The organism is Colwellia sp. 5_MG-2023 (assembly GCF_030547795.1).
In the GTDB taxonomy this organism is placed as follows: domain Bacteria; phylum Pseudomonadota; class Gammaproteobacteria; order Enterobacterales; family Alteromonadaceae; genus Colwellia.
In genome coordinates, this window is sequence record NZ_JAUOPW010000009.1 from 42,962 (window position 1) to 67,367 (window position 24,406).

The following is a 24,406-nucleotide window of genomic DNA, read 5'->3' on the forward strand; positions in this document are numbered from 1 at the left end:
ATGCAAAGACGTGACTTTATTAAACTCACTGGTGTCGGTGTCGGCGGGCTTGTACTGCCTATGTCGGGCATGGCTGTTTCAGCAGAACAATTATTAGACAAACCAATGGATGTCGTGTTTAAGAAAAAACTTGCCGATATAGCGCTCAATGCTGCTAAAGCGAAAGGCGCAACTTATGCCGATGTACGTATTGGACGGTATTTAAATCAATTTATTACCACACAAGAAAAGCGTGTTGATAACATAGTTAATACTGAGTCTGCTGGTATTGGTGTTCGTGTTATTGCAAATGGTACATGGGGGTTTGCTTCTACCTCTAATATGACACCAGATAGCGTAGCTAAAGCCGCTGAACAAGCGGTTGCGGTTGCTGTTGCTAATTCAAAATTTCAAACCGTGCCAGTACAATTAGCACCAGTTAAAGGGGTTGGTGATGTTACTTGGAATACACCAATCACAAAGAATGCATTTGAAGTACCTATTAAAGATAAAGTTGATTTATTGCTGTCAGTAAATGATGCAGCCATGACGAATGGTGCTAATTATATTACGTCAGTGCTATTTCTGGTTAATGAACAAAAATATTTTGCTTCTACTGATGGCTCTTATATTGATCAAGATGTACATCGTTTATGGGCACCATTTTTTGCTACTGCTATTGGCGAATCAGGCTTTAAGCAACGTACAGGTTTAGGTAATCCTGTTGGTATGGGGTTTGAGTACTTAGACGGCAAAGAAGAAGATAAAATTCGTATTTCTGGTGCTAATGTTGGTTATAAAAATTCTTACGATATACTCGAAGATGCTGCTGAAGCAGGTAAACAGCTCAAAGTTAAGCTGAAAGCTAAATCAGTTGAACCAGGAAAATATGATTTAGTGTTAGACCCTGCGCATTTAATGTTAACTATCCATGAATCAGTAGGCCATCCATTAGAGTTAGACCGAGTATTAGGTTATGAAGCTAACTTTGCTGGAACAAGTTTTGCTACTTTAGACAAATGGAAAAGTGGCAAGTTTAATTATGGCTCTAAAATAGTTAATTTAGTAGCAGATAAAACACAACCTTATTCATTAGGGAATGTCGGCTTTGATGATGAAGGCGTTAAAACCAAAGAATGGGATCTAGTTAAAGATGGTACGTTAGTCAATTACCAAGCTACTCGCGATCAAGTACATATGATTGATCAAAAAGAATCACACGGTTGTTGTTATGCACAAAGCTGGCGTGACGTGCAATTTCAACGTATGCCTAATGTATCATTAAAACCAAACAAAGAAGATATTTCAGCAGAAGATGTTATTAAAGATGTTGAAAATGGTATTTATATCGCAGGTCGTGGTTCGTTCTCAATTGATCAACAACGTTATAACTTCCAGTTTGGCGGTCAATTATTTTATGAAATTAAAAATGGTAAAATTACTGAACAAATTGAAGATGTTGCTTATCAATCGAATACGCAGGAGTTTTGGAACAGTTGTACGCAGATGGCAGGAAAATCGGATTACAGAATAGGCGGTTCTTTCTTTGATGGTAAAGGTCAACCTTCGCAAGTGAGTGCAGTATCTCACGGTTGTCCAACGACACGTTTTAACAATATAAACGTGATTAATACCGCACGTAATGTGTAGTCGTTAATTCGATACACAAAGCAAAATAATTTAAAGAAGGAATATGTAATGACTATTTTATCAGAGCAACATGCAAAAACATTGCTTACTAAAGTTTTAAAGTTTTCAAAGGCAGATGAATGTGAGTGTAATTTAGATGGCCAAGTTGGTGGCAATATTCGTTATGCACGTAACACTGTCTCTACCGCGGGTGAGCAAAGTGATTTAACACTTTCAGTTCAGTCTACTTTTGGACTTCGTACCGGTGTTGCGACTATTAATGAGTTTGATGATGCTTCAATTCAAAAAGTAGTACAACGCTCGGAAGAGTTAGCTAAATTAGCACCAGAAAACCCAGAAAGAATGCCTGTTTTTGGTCCGCAAAAATATAGTAAACCAACAGGTTTTTTTGATTCAACAGCTAATGTTACTCCTGAAGATAGAGCACAAGCAGCTGAAAACAGTATTAAACCCTCAAAAGCGAATAAATTAGTCTCTTCAGGTTTTTTACAAGAAGGTACTAGCTTTACTGCAATCATGAATAACAAAGGTTTGTTCGCTTATGACAAATCAACTAATGTCGATTTCACGGTAACCATTAGAACTGAAGATGGTAAAGGATCGGGTTGGGCAACGAGCGATTACAGTGATGTGAGTTTACTTGATACTAAAAAAACTTCAGATGCGGCTATTAAAAAAGCATTAGGTTCGGTTGATGCTAAAGAAATGGAGCCAGGTAAATATACGGTAATTTTAGAGCCTGCCGCGAGTGTGCAGCTACTAAGTAACATGTTTGGCAGTATGGGACAGAGACCAGCAGATGAAGGCCGTAGTTTTTTAAGTAAAAAACAAACTAAAGATAGTGAAGGTAACTTGGTTGGTGCAACGAATAAATTAGGTGAGAAGCTTTTCGATGAGCGAGTTCATATTTATTCAGACCCAATGCACCCTGAAGTACCAACACCACCTTTCTCTGGTGACGGTTATAGTGTGAGTAAAACTGACTGGGTAAAAGATGGCAAAATTATCAATATGCCAAATTCTGCTTATTGGGCTAAAAAAACGGGTGTTGAATATAAACCTACAGCTTATGCGGGTTCAGGTATTTTTGGTGGTGCAGCACAGTTTATTATGGCCGGTGGTGATGAAAGTCTTGAAGAGATGATCAAAAATACACGTCGAGGGGTATTGGTTACTCGTTTATGGTATATCCGCGCTTTAGACCCACAAACCTTGCTTTATACTGGTTTAACGCGCGATGGTACTTTTTATATTGAAAACGGCAAAATTAAGTATCCAATTAAAAATTTCAGATTTAATGAAAGTCCTATCGTAATGTTAAATAATATCGAAGCATTAGGTAAGTCAGTGAGAATAAATGGCTCTATGGTACCACCTATGAAAATTCGTGATTTTACCTTTAGTAGTTTATCTGACGCGGTATAAATCTATTTCATTATCGTAAATATGCTGAATTAACTTCAAACCTTGGTTTATTGTTTGAAGTTAATTCAATTCTAGTAAGAAGAGTTTATATTCTTTACTATCATCTTCTAATAACGCTAATTTTTTTATTATGAATAGACGCTATTTTCTAAAATCACTTTCTGCACTTACAGGTATTACAGCCTTAGGAAAGGTACCTTTAGTATTATCAGCGCCTTATTTTGATTTTTACTTCACCCGTTTAAGTTATGAATCGGGAGATTGGGAGGTTGATGAGCGAATGCCTGCCAATGTTTTAAATTCGCTGATTGAATACACAAGTTTACGAGTTGATATAAAAGAACGAATTGTCCCGTTATCTGATCCCATTATGTTAACCGCACCATTTTGTTATTTAGCGGGCCATCGGTTAGTACAATTTAATCATGAAGAAAAACAAAATTTTAAACGTTATGTAGAAAATGGCGGCTTCGTTTTTGTTGACGATTGTAATCATGATATTGATGGCATGTTTGCACGTAGCTTTGAACAACAAATGAGGGAAATTTTTGGCGAGAACTCATTAAACAAAATACCAAATGACCATGCTATTTACTCTTCTTTTTTTAAGTTTGATGGGCCGCCTCGAACATCTATTGAGCTGAATGGCTGGGGAGACGATCTAGTGCATGATTATCTAAAAGCGATTGAAGTAGATGGCCGAATTGGTGTGCTTTATAGCAATAAAGATTTAGGATGCGAATGGGATTATGACTTTAGAAATAAGCGTTGGTTAAAAGTTGATAATACACGCTTTGCCGTCAATATTGTTATGTATGCAATGACAGCTTAACCGTACAACAATGGATGAAAGAATGAACGAACAAGAGATTACCGCGACATTAGATAAACTTTCTCAAGTCATCGATGAAGTTGGAAAAGTAATTGTTGGCCAAAAGAATGTGATGGAAGAGTTGCTAATCAGCATTTTAGCAGGAGGGCACTGCTTACTTGAGGGTGTACCAGGCTTAGCAAAAACGTTAATGGTGAGTTCATTAGCGCAAACATTAGAACTAAACTTTAATCGCGTGCAATTCACACCTGATTTAATGCCGAGTGATATTATTGGTACCGAAATATTAGAAACAGACCATAGCAGTGGTGAGCGTTTTTTTAAATTTCAAAAAGGACCTGTTTTTACCAATATTTTGTTAGCGGATGAAATCAATCGTACACCACCGAAGACGCAAGCCGCACTCCTTGAAGCAATGCAGGAAAAGAGTGTCAGTTATGGTGGGGAAAGCCATGCCTTACCTAAACCATTTTTTGTTTTAGCAACCCAGAATCCAGTTGAGCAAGCAGGCACTTATCCTTTACCAGAGGCACAATTAGATCGTTTTTTAATGTTTATTCGTGTGGGCTACCCAACTCAAGCCGAAGAAGTAGAAATATTAAAAAGAACCACAGGTAACGCAGAATCTACCTTAACACGCGTATTAAAAGGTGAAGAGTTACTCGTATTGCAACAACTTGTACGCTCAGTTGAAGTATCTGATACTTTGCTTGATTATGTGAGTGCACTTGTTAGAACAACAAGGCCCGATTCAAGCGATAATGAGCTTGTTAAGTGTGATAAAGTTAACTCGTTTGTACGTTGGGGAGCAGGACCTAGAGCAGGGCAAGCATTAGTACTATGCGCTAAAGCTAAGGCATTATTGTCAGGACGTTATGCGATGACTTTAGCCGATCTTATTTTTGTTGCCCCTGCTGTTTTACGGCATCGAATTTTACTTAATTTTCAAGCTGAAGCTGACAATGTATCAACAGATGATGTAATTAGTGATTTATTATTAAGCGTTCCAAAACCTACTAGTCCGTTAGCATAGGTTGGGTTTAAGTTATTACAATGCATGAATTTGTTGATCCCAAAACATTATCTCGAATTAAAGACCTACCTTTAGTTGCTAAAACCTTAGCACAAGGTTTTTTACATGGCCTACATACTGGTACTCAACGAGGCGTTGGCATAGAGTTTAGCCAATACCGTGTTTATGAGCCTGGTGATGATCTGTCTCGAGTTGATTGGAAGCTGTTTGCTCGTTCTGATAAGTATTTTGTCAGAGAGGCTGAGCGGGAAAGTGACATTAATGCTTGGTTTGTCTTAGATACCAGTGCTTCAATGTTACAAAAATCTCAGTTCAGCTCAAATGAAAATTCATGGCATAAACTTGATTATGCGCGTTGCTTAGTAGCAACGGCTGCTTATCTTGCCCAAAAGCAAGGTGATAATGTTGGCTTTTTATCCTTAGATAACGATAATCAAACGTTTCTTCCTGCGTTATCTGGCGAACGTCATTGGCAAAAAATTCTTCTAGGATTAACGCGCTTAAAAGCACAAAACACTTTTCCTACGCTTGAACATGTTATGAATCAATTAGGTCGTGTACAAAGAAACGGCATTATTTTTGTTATTAGTGACTTTCATCAGCAAAGTGATGAAATTGTTGAGCTGGTAGGGCAACTCAGTAATACCAGAACTGACGTCGTTACTATTCAATTAAGCTGTGATGATGAGGAGCTATTTCCTTATAAAGGTGCGATTCGATTTGAAGATTTAGAAACTAAGGAGCAAGTGTTAGTTTCGGCAAATCAAGTTAAAGAAAAGTACTATGTTGAAAAGCAAAAATATCAAACGGACTTGCTGAATAGATTAACCAAAAACAAAGTGAAACACTTTATTGCTAATATAGATGAGCCGCTTGATCAAACCTTATTTGATATTCTAACGATGAGAAATAAGGCTGTTATAAAATGACATTTCCTTCAATAGCCTACTGGTTTGTACAATCGCCTTGGATGCTACTTGCGCTTTTGAGTTTACTTGTACCGTTAATTATTCATTTATTCAGTAAAAGTAAGGGGAAATTAGTCCCTTTTGGTAATATTCGGTTAATTCAATTAAGTAAACCGGTAAAAATGAATGAAATACGTTTAGTTGAGCGCTTATTATTATGTTGTCGTTTACTTATGCTGTTTTTTTCGGTGCTATTGTTAGCTCAGCTTTATTACGATGAGAGAAGTAATACTGATGGCGCTACTGAAGGTAATATCTTAATTACTAATGATTGGCTAAATAATGCCACTGAAGCGGAATTAAAGACCTTAGCATTAAAAGCTGAAAATGTGCCTACTTATCTTTTATCAGCAAGGGTTGAACGATTAACCAGTGATAAAATTGTTACTTGGAAAAATACGGTCACCAATACTAATAAAAGTAATTATTTAAAAGAAAGTAAGCAACAAAATACTTGGTTACTTGTTAATAACTATGCCAAAACTTTACCTAATAACGTAAATATCAAGGTTTATACTACTAATCGTTTATCACAATTTATTAACGGTAAAATCTATTTTCCGGATAATATTACATGGAATATTAAGCACTTATCTGAAGATGAAATCACTAACTCAATGGAGTCATTAATCAATAAAACACTATCAGTAGTCGTCATTAGTGATAAAAGTAATAGTGAATATTTACCGGCGTTAAAGGCTGTTCTTTCTATTATTCAAACGACTAAGCTTGAGAACTTAGCCTTTAGTTTCCACCTTTCTGATGAACTTAACGATGAACTATTTCAAGATGAGCAAGCTAAAGATGATTTACCTAAAGGTAACTCTCTTGAATATGAACCATCCAAAAGTGATCAGCTTCATAATAATATTACAGGCAAGTATGATTCGATTTTATATTTAAGCTCTGCGCCAATTCCTTTGTTTATTAATCAAGAAGTTCGAAAAGGAACAAGCTTAATTGCTGATATAACGCATGCAAAAGATCCTACTGTGACTCATTTGGTGAACTGGGATGAACTTGTGACAAAAATAACGTTTCCATCAGAATTGATGTCACTATTGCTAGATGAAGCAATAAAAGATCACCGAATGCAGCAACAGTTAAGCGATGAACAAATAACGAGTCAACTTGTCCATGAAAGCTCTGCTATTGCAGCGTCCTTAGGTGATAAAGATGATTATAAAGAACAAACTAATAAAGAACACTATGCAAGTAAGTATACGGAATCATTTAAAAACGAATCAATGACTCAATTATTGATTATACTGTTAGTGCTTTTCTGGTCGCTTGAGCGCTTGTTAAGTGAAAAATTTCGAAAAGCGCAGGAGGAAAGTACGCTAACTAAGGCGTTTAACTCAGATAATGTCAGTCATTCTAGTGACATGCTTGTTACTCAGACATTGAGAGGTAAGGATAATGTCTGATAATAATAACGCAGAAAATTCGATTAACGTTCAACTTAATGCTGTAGTGAAACAACTAAAAGTTAGATGGCATTGCTATACTGTGGTTAATTTTTTGCCATGGCTAATAGTATTGTTAACTATGGGGTTTTACATAAACATACCTATTATTTTACTCATTATAATAAGCACATTAACTCTTATTTTAACTATTTGGATAAGAATTAAATCTTCAAGTTATCAACAACTAACGTTAAGTAATTTATTACAGCATTTAAACCGGCTATACCCTGAACTACAAGAAAGTGCACAACTCGTTACTCGAGATGACGATTCACTTTCAATATTACAGACATTACAAAAACAAAAAACAATTAGCAATATTGAACTTTTATTAAGCGATAACCAGGGTGCAATTTACCCTAAAATATCTTATCAAAATAGTATTGTGTCATTTGTTTGTGCGATGATAATTTTACTATTAATGTATTTTAGTCATCTATGGTTACCATTACTGACTGTAAGCGAGAATGACGCTATTAAGGTAACTGTTGTTAGTAAAGATAAAATGGCAGAGACTAGCCAAACACTTTTATTGACACAACATGAAGTCCTTATAACACCACCAGGTTATACCAAGTTACAAAGCCGCCAGCAAAATGATTTAAATGTATCAGCTGTTGAGGGCTCAATTCTGCGTTGGCAATTAGCTTTAACTACCACTGTCGATAATGTTTTCATTGAATTTTCAGATAATCAAAAATTATATTTTACCAAAGAAAGCCAAGATTTTTATAGCCTAGAAAAATCCGCTGATTATACCAGTGTTTATCGTTTGGGCATTCTCGTTAACGGCGTTGAGACCTTATTACCTGAGGTTTATACTTTAACAATAGTTAAAGATCAAAAAGCTAAAATCACTATTATTAGCCCGAAAAAAACGATTACTGAAATTGCGACACAAGATCATACTGACGTGTTGACACAGGTTAAAATAACCGATGATTATAATGTCGCTAAGGTTGAAATATTAGCTTCTATCGCTAAAGGCTCTGGTGAGTCGGTTAAGTTTAGAGATCAAACTTTTAATTTTGATTCCACTGACGTAATTGACGGGGTTGATCATTATTATATTAATTGGCAGTTAGAAAAATTGGGTATGGAGCCAGGTGATGAACTTTATTTTACTGTCAAAGCATGGGATAACCGTCAACCAACTCCGCAAATAACACGGTCAATAACAAAAATAATACGTTGGCTTGAAGATGAAGATCAGGCTGTGATGTTTGACGGTGCATTGCTTGATTTTATGCCGGAATATTTTAAAAGTCAGCGACAAATTATTATTGAAACCATTGAGCTTATAAATGATAGAACAGAGTTAACTACGGAACAATTTGTTGAAAAATCAGAGTTATTAGGTATTGCTCAGCGTGAGTTGAAAGAAAAGTATGGCCAGTACTTGGGTGATGAAGTAGAAGATGGCGGCGGTAGCCATGCCATGAGTCATGAAGCTAGTGAGCAAGTTTCGAGTCGAGTAGAGAGTGTCACGAATCAAGATAATCATGATGAATCAGAAGAACATCATCATGCTCCTGAGCATCACCATGAAGAAGCAGGACACCATGCCAGTGATGATTTTGCAATGAAAGGCTTTGGTACAGATAAATCAGGTAGTAGTGAGGTTATTAGTCAATTTGGGCACAATCATGAAGAAGCAGATATTGGTATTATGGCACGCCAAGACCCTAAAGCTTTAATGAAACGTTCTATCACTAATATGTGGCAAGCAGAGTCGCACTTAATGTTATCAGTACCTGAAAAAGCGCTTCCTTATGAAGAAGAAGCATTAAAGTATTTAAATATGGCAAAAAAAGCAGAGCGTATTTATGTTAAACGCCTTGGGTTTGAACCACCACCGGTGACTGAACAGCGGCGATATCAAGGTGACTTGGATGATATTTTAAGCTATCGACACCATCAAACCATAGATTTAACTGATAATGAAAAAAATCAGTTAAATAAATTTTATCGTTTATTAAATAGATTGCTAAGTCGTGTGAACAATAAGGTGCCAACGTCAAAAGAAATGTTGCTCTCAAATACAGAGCGACAACTTGTTAGCAATGTAAAAAAGCAACTTGAAGCGTTACTTGATAAACGCCCTGTATTGATAAAATATGTCGCTATTATAGAGCGAATATTACTCGCTAATAGTTTTACACTTGATAATTGTCAATTGTGTTTACCTGACTTAGCAGAAAAAATTTGGCAATTACTACCTGAGCCTAATGCAAAACCCCAAGTATTGAGAAAGCCTTACCTTACTACAGATGCTTTAACTCAGCAGTACGCTGAATTTTTGTCGGTACAACCATGATTTTTAATATAACGGAAAACTTACAGTTAGCTCTTCCAAGCCATCTTATCGCTATTGAATATGGGCTTATTATGCTGAGTTTTATTACCTTAGGTATCACAGTGTTTACAGCTTATAAACGCTTACATTATTCACGCCGTTTTTTTGTGATTGTTTTACTTAATATGCTCTCATTTTGTGCAATTATTGGCTTGATCAGTGATATAAAAATAAAAACGCAAACTGAAATGTCAGCTGTGTTATTAACCTATGGAACGAGTCAGCAACAAATTGAATCAATACCTAAGGATAATAATACACAGATTTTTCTTTTATCTTCGCTACCCAATTGGCAAGCTTCGTTAGATTTATCTACGTTAACTAAACCGTTGCTCATTGATAATGTGGGTGAAATATTGTTATATCAGCCTCAGATTACTCAGTTAAGTGTTTATGGCGATGGCTTGGCGACACCAGAGTGGCAAATATTGAATAGCTTGATTAATTCAACAGCGCATGAAAACTTAAGTAAACAGCAATTTAATGTTAATTTTTATCCTTCAAGTATTCGAACTGGCCCAGTAAAACTTAACTGGCCTAAACAATTAGTACTAGGCCAACCTTTCTATATTTCTGGAACATTCAGAGCACAAAAGCAAGATGAAGAACGAATTTTTAAAATAAGTTTATCAAATACTTATGATGAAGTTGTTGATGAATTTTTAATTAAACATAATGAACGTTTTAATTTATCGGCTTCGTTAAAAAGCCAAGGTTTATTTACGTATCAGTTGAAAGTTTTCGATGATGATCAAACGTTGCTAATGTCAGAGCCGGTATCATTTAGTGTTACTTCAGCTGAAAAAATAAAAGTTGTTATTAAGCAGTCGGCAGCTTCTTTTGAAAGTAAACATTTAAAAAATTGGTTAGCAGAGCAGGGTGAAGAAGTATTAGTTTTTACACAAGTGAGTAAAAATAAACATATTCAGCAAGTTGTTAATGCGACGACTGATGTAGAAGTTATATCTAAGCCAAATAAGGGAGATAAAAGTACTGTAAACATAATTGACAAAGAGTTTACAAGCATTTTATTGAAAGATACTGACTTACTTTATATGGATGGTCGTGCAGTTTTATCCTTAACGCAGGAAGAAAGTACACAAGTTGAAATGGCTGTAAAAAATGGCCTAGGTTTAATTATTATTGTCGATGATGAATTACTGTTATCTTCTAATGAAGTGTTAAGTCATTCATTATTAACGCGTGTTTTTTCACAAGAATCATGGCCATTAAGTACAAAAGTGAATCAAGGGTTAACCACTATACCGCGTTGGTTACATAGCCAAGAAGAGCATACTTTATCCTATACCAATGCAATTTTACCTAAAGTTAACGGTGAGGTGCTTGTTGAGGGCAATGACAGTCAAACGTTGGCGATTGCACATAATTACGGTTTAGGCACGGCGACTTTCTCATTAATTAATAGCAGTTACCAATGGCTAACCTCTGATAATAAAAGTCATTATAGTCGCTATTGGCAGCATATTATTGAAAATACTGCGCGTTCAGCGCAAGAGTCAGGATGGCAAAAATCACCTATTGAACAGATTTATTTTCAAGGTAATACACAACCAATGTGCGCGCAACTAAATGGAGATGATATCAGTGACTTACAAGTTGAAAATATTAATTTATTACCGTCAGTTGTTCTCGATTCTGCTTATTGTGGCGTGTATTTAAGTGATTATTTAGGTTGGCATAACTTTACTCTTAAGAATGAAAAGACGGATTTAAATCAAGTTAATATGAGTACATCATTACAAAATAATATACGCTCAAATAGTCAATCAGTTTTTGTGTATTCACAACGAAATTGGCTAACTTGGCAACAATTATTGAAGCATGAAGCGAGTCATTTAGCACATAAAAACTCATCAAAAATAGCAGACAAAGTCAGCTACTTACCTATTGATAAATTGGCGTTTTGGTGGTTATTGTTTATCAGTTCATCTTTATTGTGGTACGAAAGAAAAATATTTTAAATTTTTATTAAATTAATACTAAAGCTTTACATTTTTGGGTCGATAACTTCTTTACATAACATTATTTAATCAACAACTTTGTTAAATTTAAATTTTTAATTATAGTTTTGTAAAGAAGAGATAATCCTTTGGCTGTAAACGTTGTAGATGACACAGTTAACACTAATTCGGTAGCTTCAAAGCCTTTATTGCATGAATTGCAATTAGGTGAGCAGTTAAACGAATGTGTGCATCAGTCAAGACGTTCCGACTTTTCTTTAATGTTAGCGATGCTTTGTGATGATGTTAGAGAGCAAAGCCAATTTATCTTACCAAAGTCTGCACCAATCGATGGTACGTCAACAGATATCAAAGAAGTTAACAATAAAACGTTAAGAAAACATTTTGATCTGCCAGATGAAGCACCGTTAGCATTAAAAAACATGCAACAAATTAATCGCTATAACCAAAGCCAATTGATTATTGATAATGATTTAGCTTGCTTGCATTTATCTAATGCTATATCACCAAATCCACTTGCGTTTCGTGATGATAAAAAACATATTGAGAGTAATATCTTAACTAACACGAATTTGATCTGCCAAGAAAAACATGCCAATAAACAAGAAGGGCAAGTGATGAACAAGCCGTTAAATATGGATGTTGATGGTTGGTTGAAAGCGGTTCAAAATTCAGTTGTTGAATCAAGCTTAGTTAATGTAGCAGCTTAAGATCTCATATTTTAAATAACTCTTAAATCTGCGTTACCTCTACTTAAGTTAAAACTTAATTGATGAGTCTGAAAATTAGTAGTTTTATTTTCTAACAACTCTTATGAATGTTCGTCAATTGCTCACTTATCACAACATTGTTTAAATTTTTTGCCTTTTTTTATTGACCAGGCAGTAGGGTAATTATTGCAAGGGCATAAATCTTTTCGTTTTATTTGCTTTAGTTCGCTATGTTCAATAATTTCACCATCGATATAACGCCATTGTAAGTTTTGTCTTTCTTCAGCATTATTCTCTAAGGTAACGGGGTTTGATGAAACATGCTCTAGAATAAAGCGTGAGTTTTCTCTTAATTCACACAGAGTATTATTTGTTATATAAAAAGCTGAAAATTCAACAAATTGATCAGAATATTCATTATATATTGTATTTGAATTATTGTTGATTGCATGAATTTTAAGTGCTATCCATGTACAAGACTTCCCCCAATCATTAATTTCTTTCACCGACTGTGAAGCTTGGCTTATTTTGGCGTAAGTGTCATAAATGTATTGACCATTTCCCAAGGCATAAGCACTAAAGCGTGAGCGCATTAATTGTTCAGGGTCTTCAGGATATATTGCTTTTATTTCATTATTTTCAATAAAAACTTGGCAGCAATTAGCAAAGCTTTTTTCTGAGCCGCAAAAACAGGGATTATTAGTTAACATAGAGGACTACACATACAAAAAATAGGACTTTAGTGATTAATGAATTAGGATTCGTTTTATTATAGCTTTTATTGTTGTTAACCTTAACTTGGTTTTCGTGTTATTTAGCGAGTTTTATCGCAGAAACCAGGCTACTGGTGGTTTTCCCTTACACTTTCGCAAAAAATTACAATACTCTATTCTCCTATGAGTATTGATCAATTCCTATTTGATTAGTATAACTGTGAACACGTGAATAAATTAATCCAATATATTAATTCTTACTCTCAAATTAAGAGACTATAACTTTATGAAATTAAACTTAATAGCGGCTGTTTTAAGTATTTCTTTAGTTGCTTGTGCAAGCACTGAAGATACTACAAAAACTAGCTCAACTTCGTTAAAATCGCCTGCCACTGTTTTATCACCTACAAGCAATAGTGGCGATGTAACCAATAATAATGAAGTTATTACATTAAAAAAAATCACATTAGAAAAAATCATGTCAGATCCTGACTGGTTTGGACGTGCGCCTGAATCTTGGTATTGGGGTGATGATAGCAATACCATTTTCTATAAACAAAAACAGTTAGGTAACCCGCTAAGAGATCTTTGGGTTAAAAATTTAGGCTCAGGCTCACAAGCACAGCAAGTTAGTTTATCTGAGCTACATAAAGTTGCAGACAGCAATGCAAAAAGTAATAGCGATGGTAGTCTTGAGATTTATAGCTTTGAAGGTAATGTTTTTGTTAAAAATGTTGCGACTAAATCAGTAAAACAGATTACGTATACTTCTGCCAATGAAAGCGATGCGTTATTTTTAACTAACGGAAAAATCGCTTACCGTATCGACAATGTTTTTTATGCACATGACTTAGTCACCGGGCAGGTTGTTGAATTAGCTAACTTACAAATGGCTGAAAAACCTAAAGGTATTGAAGCACCTACAAGTTACTTAGCTAAAGAACAGCATAAACTGATTAACTACATTGCATTACAGCAACGTAATGGCGAATTAAAAGAGCAACAAAAAGACAGCTTAACAGCACAAAACACGACAGTGACACAAACCAAATATTATTTTGGTAAAGATAATCAAGTAAGCCACGCAAGCTTGTCGCCAGCGGGTGATAAATTATTTGTGAGTATTACTGAGGCTAAATCAAGCCGAGATGATTCGGATATTATGCCAAACTATGTTACTAAAGATGGCGTGATTGCCGCTGAAAAAGTACGCGCTCGTGTGGCTAATAACCGTCAGTATAAAGAAGAGCTATTTTTTATCGATTTAAAAGCAGGTAAAAAAGTGGCGTTGAACTACGAATCACTGCCTAATTTTGATACTGATGTGCTTGCAGCAGTAAAAAAAGAGAACTATGCACGTGAAGGAAAAACCTATAAAAGTAGTAAAACGGCTAGAAATATTCATTTATTACAAATGTGGTTTCCTGTTAAATGGAACGACGATGGCAGCCAAGTTGCTTTAATGTTAGAAGCTTGGGACAACAAAACTCGTTGGTTAGCTACTGTTGATTTTGAAAAAGAAGCCTTAGTTAATCAGCACGAGTTACAAGATGATGCTTGGATTAACTGGAGCTTTAACGAATTTGATTGGGTAGGAAATGACGCGCTTTACTATTTATCAGAAGAAAGTGGTTATTCTCATCTTTATTACAAAACGTTAAATAATGGTAAAACTAAACAGCTAACGTCGGGTAAATTTGAAGTAAGTGACGTTACTCTAACAAAAGACCAAAAACGCTTTATTTTTAAAGCCAATAAAAAACATCCTGGTATACATGAAATTTACCAAGTTGATTTGGCTAACAATGTTACGGCATTAACAGATCTTGGTGGTCAAAATAGCTATGCTTTAAGTCCTGACGAATCTGCATTGCTTATTGAACATTCTAGCTTAACTATGCCGCCAGAATTATATGTTCAATCATTAACGTCAAATGCACCAGCTACACAAATAACGCATACCGTTTCTGATGAATTTAAAGCTTTACCATGGGTTGCACCAAGTATTGTGGCTATACCGTCAAGCAAGCAAAAAGAGCCGATTTACTCGCGTGTTTATTTACCTAAGAATTATGACAAAACAACTGAGAAAAACCGCGCAGTAATGTTTACGCATGGTGCTGGGTACTTACAAAATTCTCACCTTGGTTGGTCTGGTTATTTCCGTGAATTCATGTTTCATTCAATGTTAGTACAGCAAGGCTACGTGGTTATTGATATGGACTACCGTGCTTCAGCAGGTTACGGCCGAGATTGGCGTACTAGTATTTATAGACATATGGGAAAAGTTGAAGTTGAAGATATGCGTGATGGTGTTAACTGGATTGTTGACAATGCTAACGTAGATGCTAAGCGTGTAGGCACTTATGGTGGGTCTTATGGCGGGTTCTTAACATTAATGTCAATGTTCACAGACCCTACGTTATTTGAATCTGGCTCAGCTATTCGTTTAGTATCAGATTGGGCTTATTATAATCATGGTTATACGTCTAATATTTTAAATACTCCTGAAGATGATGCCATTGCTTATGAGCGTAGTTCACCTATTTATTTTGCCGAAGGTTTAACTAAACCCTTATTAATTAACGCACCAATGGTTGATGATAATGTGTTTTTTGAAGACACTGTTCGTTTAGTTCAACGTTTAATTGAATTAGAAAAACAAGACTTTGAAACGGCTATTTATCCGGTTGAACCACATGGTTTTGTACAACCGAGTTCATGGTTGAATGAATACCGTCGTATTTATAAGTTGTTTGAAAATACATTATAAAGATAAATTTATAATGAAAACCAATTAGCTAAGCTAAATTAGTTAAACCCAATTGGATAAGATAAGTAGTTTATAAAGCTTTTTAGCGATCATCAGTGGTTGCTAAAAAGTTTTTTTTAAACAAAATAATTATTTAGAAAAGAAGATCATACGTGAATTAAAAGCGTTAGGCTTTTGGCGTAAAAGGTGAGTTTATTTCACTAATCGATAGTAATGGTTTTAAAACGAAAGAAACGTAAATATATCACCGTAAATACTAACCCACCAATCGCGCCCCATAAATGCGCATCAACAGCAACACTCGCTTCAATTAAATCACTGACATCGGTACTAGCACCATAAATTTGTTCGTGAGCTATTTTCATAAAAACGCCGATAAAAAGTAAATAACCTGTTTTATCTTTTGCAGCAATATCCATTATCGCCCCAAACACAAATATGCCATGTAATACGCCAGATAAACCAACATATTGTATTAATGACGGTGAGCCATAATAAATACCCATACTGGTAATGAAGGCGCAAAAAGTAAATAAAGCACAATAATTTTTAATGGTGTAGAAACGCCCATGTAATGCCCAAAGCATAACTAGTGCGGCTAGGTTGAGCAATAAATGATAACCGTTAGTGTGTAATAAATGTCCTGTGAATAATCGCCATATTTCTCCTTGGGCAATTAAGTTTCGGTGATAAACGAATACCTGAGTAACAGAGTCATTAATGAAAAATTCAGCCGCAAAAGCAAAAATTGAAATAACAGCAATAATTAATACTATTAACGAGTGCTGTTTCGAAAATGGAAAAGAACTTAATTTCATTTATGTTGATGCTTTAGGCTGAACTCATTGAAAGTTGAGTATACAATGTCAGCCTATTAATTTTAAGATTCTTGATGTTTTTATTTTATGGCCAGAAATTTATGCACACAATGCCAACGCCCCACAAGCGCTTGTATTTGTCGTTTTATCATAGAAACACACAATAAAACGCCTTTGTTAGTATTACAACATCCGAATGAAGTTAAACAAAGTAAAGGCACTGTCGCTTTATTAAATGGTTCGCTAACATCTTGTAAAGTACTGGTAGGCGAAGACTTTACTCATCACACTGAGCTGAATGAAATATTAGCGTCGCATCAAGTTTTACTACTTTATCCTGGTGAACACTCACAAATTCTATCTTTACCTGATAAAAAGAATGGAGGTAAGTTTACACAAACAGATAAGGCTAAGCCGCTTTTGTTACTGGTACTCGACGGCACCTGGAAAAAGTCGTACCGTATGTTTATGTTGTCTAAAAACCTACATTCATTGTCACAAGTCAGTTTACCTGATTATCTGGCGAATAATGGGCAATACTTAATTCGTAAAGTCGCCAAAAAAAATGCGTTATCGAGTTTAGAAGCAACTTGTTATGCATTAGCATTATTGGAAGGGGAAATGAAAATTACCACAGCAGACAAAAGGATGAATACGGTAGGAGCCGATAATATCGATTGTGGTAATTATCAACCTATGCTAAATAATTTCATAAAATTCAATGACTTTCAGTTATCTTTTAGAGGGTAACAGTTTTATTATTAGTGTTAAGTACCATCGTAACTTTTCATTATTCCTGTTTTAATATAAATAATAACTGTCATTAAATGCTTTCTAAACCCCTTTTAACATTATCTACGGTGAGTTTACTGTTAATTAGTAATCTACGAATATTCAATATATTCTCCTTTCATCGAATAAAACAGGTGTTTACGAGTAACAACTCCCTTTGTTAAAGTGCTATTTTTCCCGCAATACCTCTTAAAGGATACAGTATAGATGTTATCAGGATTCCCCAGAACAGTTGTTAGTACGGTTTGTTTATCTATGGTTAGTTGTTCAACCTTAGCTGCTACTAATAAAACAGTGTTATCCACGTCGAATGATAGTAAGAATATAGCAGAGGTTATCGTTGTTACCGGTACGCGTCATCAATCAGATCTTCTTTCACTAACCGGTAATATCGATCGTATATCAAGTGATGATATTGCTTTAGTTAACGCTGTTCATCCAAGTGACATTTTAAACAGAGCAACAGGCGTTCATATACAAACTAATAATGGTATGGAAACGTTACCTTCGTTACGCTCTCCGGTGTTAAGTGGTCCAGGCGCTGCAGGCGCTTTTTTATTTCTTGAGGACGGTGTTGCTACCCGAGCAGCCGGCTTTGCTAATAATAATGCGTTGTCAGAGTTAAACTTAGCTCAGGCGAGAGAAATAGAAATAATTCGCGGACCTGCCAGTGCAATTTATGGATCAAATGCGGTTCATGGCGTGGTGAATGTTCTAACTAAAGCTCCTAAAAATGGTGGGGATGTAACACTACTTGCTGGGCCTAACGACAGGTATCAACTGCAGGGAACAATTGGTAGCGAATCAGATAATCAAGGTGTTAGTGCTAGTGTTCAAGTTGTTGATGATGGTGGTTACCGTGATGATAGTGACTTTCGCTCTTTAAAATTGGGACTTCGTCATGATTATGTTAACGGAGATGATCATTTCAAAACGGTCATTGCTGGTTTTGTGCTTGATCAGAATACCGCTGGGTTTGTATCCTCTGGAGACAATGGCAATGAATGCTATAGTTCAATTTATTCAGATGAAACACTTTACAAAGATACTAACGCCATGCAAAAAAATTGTGATAGCGATGCCTATCGTGAATGGTCTTCAGTTCGTGTTGCAACGAGTTGGCAAAGAGAGTTAAGCGCAGACAGCAGCTTTACTATAACGCCATATTTTCGACTTAATCAAATGGAGTTTAGCCAGCATTATTTACCGTCAAAGGCTATTGAAGAAAATAGTCATTATAGTGTGGGCATCATAAATAACTATCATTGGCAGGTCGATCAAGACCTTGCTGTTGTAATGGGCATCGATCTTGAATGGACAGAAGGGGAGTTAACACAAACTCAACAACAGCCTGACAGCTATAGCTTTGGTAAAGCACGTCAACAAGGCTTACATTATGACTATAATGTTGATGCCTCAATTATTGCTCCTTATATCCAAACAGATTGGCAATTAACAGAACAATTGCAACTTACCGGTAGTGTCCGCTTTGATGCAACTCAATATCGATATAATAATTTAATTGCCGATGGCACGACTAAAGCCGACGGCAGTGCATGTGTAAATAGTAATAACGAGCCTATAGCTTGTTTATTTAAACGTCCTAGTGATAATAACGATAGTTTTAATAATACTAGTACTAAATTAGGGTTTAATTATCGATTAAATAACAAAATTGCATTTTTTGGTAGTTGGTCACAAGGCTTTAGAGCACCGCAAACAGCCGACATGTACCGACTTCAAAACCAACAGTTGGTTGGTGAGATTGAAGCTGAACAACTTGACAGTTTAGAGCTAGGTTTACGTGGAATAAGTAATAGCCTCACTTATGAACTTGTTATTTATAGCATGAATAAAGATAATTTTTTTTTTCGTGATGACGACGGTTTAAATGTTACGGATGGTGAAACCTCACATAAAGGGCTTGAACTGAGTATTAATTATGATTTAACTGAGCAATTTAGTGTGGCCGTTAATTATAGTTATGGTCAGCATGAATATGAATTTTATCGTGCTAGCAGTGGAGTTACTAAAGGCAATAAAGTAGACACAGCACCAGAGCAAATGGCTAATATTCGCTTTGCTTGGCAGCTTACAGATAACAGTAAACTTGAACTAGAATGGCTACATATGGGTGAATATTATTTAGATCCTGCTAACGAACATAACTATGCCGGACATGACTTATTACAACTTAGAACCTCACTAGCACTCAATCATAATACGCGTATATTTGCGCGAATAGAAAACCTTACGGATGAGCAATATGCAAGTAGGGCTGACTTCGCATTTGGAACATACCGTTTCTTTGGTGGTCAAACTCGAGCATTACACATAGGTGCCGCTATTTCTTTTTAAACAAAGTGAATGGCTTAAATTAGTTTGTATTTTAATCATACCTAAGCCATTTTTTCATGGTGATGATTTATATTACTTATGTTAATGTAATGTAAATTTATTGCGCACCTATTTATTACACGCTTAGTTTTCCTCTTTTATATTGATAGAAGACAGAGCAAAGTGTTTTCTATACTGTGAAAGCGAAAATAACGCAATAATGGATGTCGCATGGTAAATGCTAAACATTACATATTAAATACATATATTGGTTGATAAGTTTATGAATTATAAAGCAGTTAAGAGTGTACTTTTTGTTTGTATGGGCAATATTTGTCGCTCACCAAGCGCTGAAGCTGTTTTTAGGCAGAAAGCACAAGCGGAAGGTTTATCATTAAAGGTTGATTCAGCTGGTACTGTAGGTGCTCATGTTAGAGAAAAACCTGATCATCGAGCGCAAAAAGTAGGTGTTGAACGTGGCTATTCATTTAAAGGTATTAAAGCCCGAAAAGTGACAGTACAAGACTTTGATAACTTCGATCTTATATTAGCAATGGATAATGCAAACCTAGCAGAACTTCATAAAATTGCTCCTGAGCACTTACAATATAAAGCTAAACTTTTTTTAGATTTCGCTGATAACCATGACGAAGAGGAAGTACCAGACCCTTATTACGGTGGCGCTAATGGTTTTCGTTTTGTTCTAGATTTAGTTGAAGATGCCAGTGACGGTTTACTAAAACAGTTGAAGTAAGTGCTTATAAAGTTATTCAATTTGAACTGTTTTATGATTTTTAGAAAATTATCAGAATTTAAAAAGGAGTACACGTGTTGTACTCCATATAGTTATGAACCTTTGCGATAGTAAACAATTTTTTATAGCGTTTTTAATATAATAAAATCACACTACTTTAGTGATGTAACTACTTGCTCTTGGCTACCTAAACCTTCAATACTTAGAGTGATTTTATCACCTGGCTTTAAATATAAAGGTGGAGTTTGACCTAATCCAACACCTGGAGGCGTCCCTGTCGAGATAACATCACCCGGTTGTAAACTCATAAATTGGCTTAGATAACTGACAATATATGCGGGCTTGAATACCATAGTTTTGGTATTACCATTTTGAAATGTCTTTCCGTTAACAGCTAAATGCATTGATAAGTTATTTGGATCTTTCACTTCATCACTGGTAACTAACCAAGGTCCAATAGGACCAAAAGTATCACAGCCTTTACCTTTATCCCACTGGCTGCCTTTTTCTAGTTGAAAAGTGCGCTCAGAAACATCGTTACATACACAATAACCAGCAATATAATCGGTCGCTTCTTCTTCGCTAACATAGGAAGCATGTTTACCTATAACTATGGCAAGCTCAACTTCCCAGTCTAACTTATCACTGTTTCTAGGTTGTACTATGTCATCATTAGGGCCAGAAATGGCACTGGTGGCCTTAGTGAAAACTTCAGGCTCGTTTGGAATTTTCATACCAGATTCTGCAGCATGATCTGCATAATTAAGACCAATACAAAGGAACTTTCCTACATTACCCACACAGGCACCTAGTCGAATATCAGTACTGATTATTGGTAAACTTGATAAATCTAAAGCTTGAATACGTTGCAAGTTATCATCTGATAATATCGTACCGTCAATATCACTAACAACACTATGTAAACTCCTAATATTGCCATGATCATCCATAATTCCTGGTTTTTCTTGACCTACAGGTCCATAACGAAGTAATTTCATTTGATTTTTCTCTTAATTTCAGTTGTTCAGTTAAATTTTAGTAAGTTCTGTTACCTTAATTATTTAAGGTGACAAAGCCGCCATCTATCGGAATATTACTTCCTGTAATGAATGCCGCATCATCTGTACAAAGATAATCGACTAATCCTGCAATTTCATCAGGAGTTCCCATACGGCCGATAGGCTGACTTTTTGATAACTTTTCAAACATTTCTGCTTTGTTATCTGCATAATTATTTTCTAAAAAATTATCTACAAAAGGGGTATGAACTCGACCAGGAGATATACAATTACAACGAATACCATCAGCCAAGTAATCTTTAGCAACAGAATACGTCATAGTTAACACCGCACCTTTAGTCATTGAATATGCAAATCTGTCAGCAATACCAACGGAAGCAGCCACAGATGCCATATTAATAATAACTCCACTTTTTTGTGCTTTCATTGCCTCGATAGTGCCTGATATACAGTTATAAACGCCTTTAACATTGATATTGTAGAGTCGATCTAAGTCTGATTCGCTGGTGTGTTCAATATTACCAATATGTGCTATGCCAGCATTATTAACTAATATATCGATAGTGTGTTCTTCATTAATTTTTTTAAGTAAAGCTAATACTTCTTTATTGTTTGCTACATCAAGAGCATAGGCTTCAGCATTTCCGCCTGCACTGATGATTTCCTCTACGGTTATCTGAGCGGCTTCAAGATTAAGATCCGCAACCAATATTTTTATATTTTTTTGTGCAAGGCGCAAACAAATACTTTTACCTATACCACTTGCACCTCCAGTTACTAATGCAACTTTCGTTTTATTTTCTACTGTCATAATTAATTCCTAAATTGATAATTAATGTGAAGGTAATTGATAAAACTTGCGAGCATTGTCTGCCCAAATTTTATGTTTATCTTCATCTGTATACTTGCTGAGTAATAATTGGGTTAACTCTATCCATGAGTCATAGTTACCATTGACTTTGAGTACCGGCCAATCACTGCCCCACATGATTCTGTTTGAGCCAAACTCTTGAATAATGTGATCAACATAGGGTTGTATAATATTGGCATCAACTTGCCCATGAGGCGCTTCTGTTAATAAGCCCGACAGTTTAATGTAGACATTTTTGCAGCTAGCAATGCTCGTTATATGTCTTTCCCAAAATCGAGATAGTGGCGTAGATAAATTTGGCTTAGCGCAATGATCTATCACAATTTTTAACGTTGTATGTCTATTGGCAATGCTCTTAATATTTGATAAATGAACATCGTTAACTAACGCATCAAAAGTTAATTGCTTTTTTGCCATATATTCAAAAATAAGATTAAACTTATCGTTTAAGATCCAATTCACGTCGTCAATATCTTGTAGCATTGGACGAAGGCCTTTGAAGTAAGGATTCTGAGCCAAACGTTCTAAGGTTGTTATTGCGTTAACGTCTTCCATGTCAATCCAACCAACCACGCCTGCTACAAACCTTGTATTCTCGGCAATTTTAAGTAAAAAATGTGTTTCTTCTTCAGTAGCAGCTGCTTGTACTAATATGGTTTGATTAATACTTTGCTGCTCAAGATCAGGAGCCAATTGTCCAGGTAGAAAATCTTGATAAAGTACCGACAATTCAGGGGTTAGCCAATGATAGTCACCCCGCGATAGTTGCCAAAAATGTTGATGACTATCAACGCGCGCTATATTGGGTTTATTGTCTATTTTTGAATTAGCCATTACACAGTACCGGCTGAGGAGGGTAATGGTGCGTCTTTATCTAGCAAGTTTTCATCTTTCAATGTTTGCCAAAACTCTGCAGGGATAACCTCATTAAATAGCGCGATAGTTTGCTCTACACGTTTAGCACTACCTAGCCCAGGAATAACAGAGGCAACAACTGAGTGCCCCAAGGGAAATTGTAAAGCAGCGGCAGCTAAGGTGACTTGATATTGATGACAAACTGCTTCAATTTTGGCAACTTTATTAATAATATGCTGTGGCGCAGGCTCATAATCATAATAAGGCGTGTTATTACCTTTGACCCCCGTCGCTAAAATACCTGAATTATAAGGGCCGCCTAAAATAATTGACGCGCCATGAGCTTCACATTGTGGAAAAAATTGCTGAAGCGGTGCTTGCTCCAATAATGAGTATCTTCCCGCTAGCAAAAAGCAGTCAAACTGACCAATATTCATGACCCGTTCGCAAATTTCAATTTCATTCACACCTAAGCCTACTGCTTTTATATGGCCATGTTTTCTTAGCTCATCTAAGGCTTTATAACCATCAATCTCAAATTGGTCAAAGTAGCGTTTGTCACTATCTCCATGCGTATAAGCACCCAGATCATGTACCAACAAAACATCTATTTCAGCTAAACCTAAACGTTGTTGACTGTCTTCAAATGAACGCATAATGCCGGTGTAAGAGTAATCATAATGGGCATCGAAGGGCATAGGAGTAATAAAGCCATGACGCAATTGACTGATATCGGCTTTCGCGTCAGGTTTAAGCAATCGGCCAACTTTTGTTGATAACACATACTGGTCATGAGCTAAGGGTCTTAACGCATCTCCTATTCGGCGCTCACTAAGACCAGCGCCATAACGAGGTGAAGTATCAAACAAAGTCATACCCAATTTAATAGCTTTATCTAATGTGGATTTTGCTTCTTTATCTGACACAGGTTGATACAGGTTACCCATTGAAGCAGCGCCAAAGCCCAATGTTGATAAGTAAAGTGAGGTTTTACCGAGTTGTCTTTTATCGTCAATATTATTCATAAGTAATTACTTCTTTTAAGTACCGCTTTCATTAACTACATTGTT

At 35.8% G+C, this 24,406-nt stretch carries 19 protein-coding genes; 13 read left to right on the forward strand and 6 right to left on the reverse strand.

Going from position 1 to position 24,406, the window contains the following annotated elements:
• The 9 genes from Q4496_RS08585 to Q4496_RS08625 all read left to right on the forward strand — a co-directional run bounded on the left by Q4496_RS08585 (position 1) and on the right by Q4496_RS08625 (position 12,404).
• Positions 1 to 1,629, forward strand: a complete 1,629-nt coding sequence (locus Q4496_RS08585; protein WP_215972785.1) for a TldD/PmbA family protein — start codon at positions 1 to 3, stop codon at positions 1,627 to 1,629.
• A gap of 48 nt (positions 1,630 to 1,677) precedes the next feature.
• Positions 1,678 to 3,054, forward strand: a complete 1,377-nt coding sequence (locus Q4496_RS08590; RefSeq protein ID WP_215972786.1) for a TldD/PmbA family protein — start codon at positions 1,678 to 1,680, stop codon at positions 3,052 to 3,054.
• Positions 3,055 to 3,184: 130 nt separating this feature from the next.
• Complete coding sequence (locus tag Q4496_RS08595; RefSeq protein WP_303610257.1) at positions 3,185 to 3,886, forward strand: DUF4159 domain-containing protein; 702 nt, start codon at positions 3,185 to 3,187, stop codon at positions 3,884 to 3,886.
• Positions 3,887 to 3,908: 22 nt separating this feature from the next.
• Positions 3,909 to 4,919 carry a MoxR family ATPase gene (locus tag Q4496_RS08600; RefSeq protein ID WP_215972788.1) on the forward strand — a complete coding sequence of 337 codons (1,011 nt, stop codon included), beginning with the start codon at positions 3,909 to 3,911 and terminating at the stop codon, positions 4,917 to 4,919.
• Positions 4,920 to 4,939: 20 nt separating this feature from the next.
• The gene (locus Q4496_RS08605) at positions 4,940 to 5,848 is read left to right on the forward strand and encodes a DUF58 domain-containing protein (protein WP_303610258.1); all 909 of its coding nucleotides are present in this window, start codon (positions 4,940 to 4,942) and stop codon (positions 5,846 to 5,848) included.
• A complete protein-coding gene (locus Q4496_RS08610) occupies positions 5,845 to 7,314 on the forward strand; it encodes a BatA domain-containing protein (RefSeq protein WP_303610259.1) in 1,470 nt (489 codons plus the stop codon). Before Q4496_RS08605 ends, Q4496_RS08610 begins: the two co-directional genes overlap by 4 nt.
• Entirely contained in the window at positions 7,307 to 9,673 is a 2,367-nt protein-coding gene (locus Q4496_RS08615; protein WP_303610260.1) for a hypothetical protein, read from the forward strand. The genes Q4496_RS08610 and Q4496_RS08615 overlap by 8 nt, the downstream gene beginning before the upstream one ends.
• The gene (locus Q4496_RS08620; RefSeq protein WP_303610261.1) at positions 9,670 to 11,694 is read left to right on the forward strand and encodes a hypothetical protein; all 2,025 of its coding nucleotides are present in this window, start codon (positions 9,670 to 9,672) and stop codon (positions 11,692 to 11,694) included. Before Q4496_RS08615 ends, Q4496_RS08620 begins: the two co-directional genes overlap by 4 nt.
• 128 nt (positions 11,695 to 11,822) lie before the next feature.
• On the forward strand, positions 11,823 to 12,404 hold the full coding sequence (locus Q4496_RS08625) for a VC2046/SO_2500 family protein (RefSeq protein ID WP_303610262.1): 582 nt from the start codon (positions 11,823 to 11,825) through the stop codon (positions 12,402 to 12,404).
• Positions 12,405 to 12,526: 122 nt separating this feature from the next.
• Here the strand turns inward: Q4496_RS08625 and Q4496_RS08630 are convergent, their stop codons facing one another.
• Positions 12,527 to 13,114, reverse strand: a complete 588-nt coding sequence (locus Q4496_RS08630) for a YchJ family protein (RefSeq protein WP_215972794.1) — start codon at positions 13,112 to 13,114, stop codon at positions 12,527 to 12,529.
• Positions 13,115 to 13,403: 289 nt separating this feature from the next.
• On the opposite strand from Q4496_RS08630, the gene Q4496_RS08635 reads away from it, so the two are divergent.
• Positions 13,404 to 15,890: a prolyl oligopeptidase family serine peptidase gene (locus tag Q4496_RS08635; protein ID WP_303602394.1), complete on the forward strand. Its 2,487-nt coding sequence runs from the start codon at positions 13,404 to 13,406 to the stop codon at positions 15,888 to 15,890.
• Positions 15,891 to 16,090: 200 nt separating this feature from the next.
• On the opposite strand, the gene rrtA is transcribed toward Q4496_RS08635, so the two are convergent.
• Complete coding sequence (gene rrtA, locus Q4496_RS08640) at positions 16,091 to 16,708, reverse strand: rhombosortase (RefSeq protein ID WP_303610263.1); 618 nt, start codon at positions 16,706 to 16,708, stop codon at positions 16,091 to 16,093.
• Between the two features lie 87 nt (positions 16,709 to 16,795).
• On the opposite strand from rrtA, the gene Q4496_RS08645 reads away from it, so the two are divergent.
• The 3 genes from Q4496_RS08645 (at position 16,796) to Q4496_RS08655 (ending at position 20,591) form a co-directional block, all read left to right on the forward strand.
• A complete protein-coding gene (locus Q4496_RS08645) occupies positions 16,796 to 17,458 on the forward strand; it encodes a tRNA-uridine aminocarboxypropyltransferase (RefSeq protein ID WP_303610264.1) in 663 nt (220 codons plus the stop codon).
• Between the two features lie 249 nt (positions 17,459 to 17,707).
• The gene (locus Q4496_RS08650) at positions 17,708 to 19,858 is read left to right on the forward strand and encodes a TonB-dependent receptor (RefSeq protein WP_303610265.1); all 2,151 of its coding nucleotides are present in this window, start codon (positions 17,708 to 17,710) and stop codon (positions 19,856 to 19,858) included.
• Positions 19,859 to 20,120: 262 nt separating this feature from the next.
• Complete coding sequence (locus Q4496_RS08655; RefSeq protein ID WP_303610266.1) at positions 20,121 to 20,591, forward strand: low molecular weight protein-tyrosine-phosphatase; 471 nt, start codon at positions 20,121 to 20,123, stop codon at positions 20,589 to 20,591.
• A 152-nt stretch (positions 20,592 to 20,743) separates the two neighbouring features.
• Here the strand turns inward: Q4496_RS08655 and Q4496_RS08660 are convergent, their stop codons facing one another.
• From Q4496_RS08660 to Q4496_RS08675, 4 genes are read right to left on the reverse strand one after another with little or no spacing between them, the layout of a single operon-like run.
• Positions 20,744 to 21,589, reverse strand: a complete 846-nt coding sequence (locus tag Q4496_RS08660; protein ID WP_215972799.1) for a fumarylacetoacetate hydrolase family protein — start codon at positions 21,587 to 21,589, stop codon at positions 20,744 to 20,746.
• Positions 21,590 to 21,644: 55 nt separating this feature from the next.
• Positions 21,645 to 22,421, reverse strand: coding sequence for an SDR family NAD(P)-dependent oxidoreductase (locus tag Q4496_RS08665; RefSeq protein WP_303610267.1), 777 nt, complete (start codon positions 22,419 to 22,421; stop codon positions 21,645 to 21,647).
• Between the two features lie 21 nt (positions 22,422 to 22,442).
• Entirely contained in the window at positions 22,443 to 23,315 is an 873-nt protein-coding gene (locus Q4496_RS08670) for an amidohydrolase (RefSeq protein ID WP_252727453.1), read from the reverse strand.
• Positions 23,315 to 24,361 carry an aldo/keto reductase gene (locus Q4496_RS08675; RefSeq protein ID WP_215972801.1) on the reverse strand — a complete coding sequence of 349 codons (1,047 nt, stop codon included), beginning with the start codon at positions 24,359 to 24,361 and terminating at the stop codon, positions 23,315 to 23,317. The genes Q4496_RS08670 and Q4496_RS08675 overlap by 1 nt, the downstream gene beginning before the upstream one ends.
• Positions 24,362 to 24,406 lie beyond the last annotated feature (45 nt).

Bases quoted from the DNA above. Each gene is read 5' to 3' on its own strand.
- Q4496_RS08585 (WP_215972785.1), top strand. From the start codon at position 1: ATGCAAAGACGTGACTTTATTAAACTCACTGGTGTCGGTGTCGGCGGG.
- Q4496_RS08590 (WP_215972786.1), top strand. From the start codon at position 1,678: ATGACTATTTTATCAGAGCAACATGCAAAAACATTGCTTACTAAAGTT.
- Q4496_RS08595 (WP_303610257.1), top strand. From the start codon at position 3,185: ATGAATAGACGCTATTTTCTAAAATCACTTTCTGCACTTACAGGTATT.
- Q4496_RS08600 (WP_215972788.1), top strand. From the start codon at position 3,909: ATGAACGAACAAGAGATTACCGCGACATTAGATAAACTTTCTCAAGTC.
- Q4496_RS08605 (WP_303610258.1), top strand. From the start codon at position 4,940: ATGCATGAATTTGTTGATCCCAAAACATTATCTCGAATTAAAGACCTA.
- Q4496_RS08610 (WP_303610259.1), top strand. From the start codon at position 5,845: ATGACATTTCCTTCAATAGCCTACTGGTTTGTACAATCGCCTTGGATG.
- Q4496_RS08615 (WP_303610260.1), top strand. From the start codon at position 7,307: ATGTCTGATAATAATAACGCAGAAAATTCGATTAACGTTCAACTTAAT.
- Q4496_RS08620 (WP_303610261.1), top strand. From the start codon at position 9,670: ATGATTTTTAATATAACGGAAAACTTACAGTTAGCTCTTCCAAGCCAT.
- Q4496_RS08630 (WP_215972794.1), bottom strand. From the start codon at position 13,114: ATGTTAACTAATAATCCCTGTTTTTGCGGCTCAGAAAAAAGCTTTGCT.
- Q4496_RS08635 (WP_303602394.1), top strand. From the start codon at position 13,404: ATGAAATTAAACTTAATAGCGGCTGTTTTAAGTATTTCTTTAGTTGCT.
- rrtA (WP_303610263.1), bottom strand. From the start codon at position 16,708: ATGAAATTAAGTTCTTTTCCATTTTCGAAACAGCACTCGTTAATAGTA.
- Q4496_RS08645 (WP_303610264.1), top strand. From the start codon at position 16,796: ATGGCCAGAAATTTATGCACACAATGCCAACGCCCCACAAGCGCTTGT.
- Q4496_RS08650 (WP_303610265.1), top strand. From the start codon at position 17,708: ATGTTATCAGGATTCCCCAGAACAGTTGTTAGTACGGTTTGTTTATCT.
- Q4496_RS08655 (WP_303610266.1), top strand. From the start codon at position 20,121: ATGAATTATAAAGCAGTTAAGAGTGTACTTTTTGTTTGTATGGGCAAT.
- Q4496_RS08660 (WP_215972799.1), bottom strand. From the start codon at position 21,589: ATGAAATTACTTCGTTATGGACCTGTAGGTCAAGAAAAACCAGGAATT.
- Q4496_RS08665 (WP_303610267.1), bottom strand. From the start codon at position 22,421: ATGACAGTAGAAAATAAAACGAAAGTTGCATTAGTAACTGGAGGTGCA.
- Q4496_RS08670 (WP_252727453.1), bottom strand. From the start codon at position 23,315: ATGGCTAATTCAAAAATAGACAATAAACCCAATATAGCGCGCGTTGAT.
- Q4496_RS08675 (WP_215972801.1), bottom strand. From the start codon at position 24,361: ATGAATAATATTGACGATAAAAGACAACTCGGTAAAACCTCACTTTAC.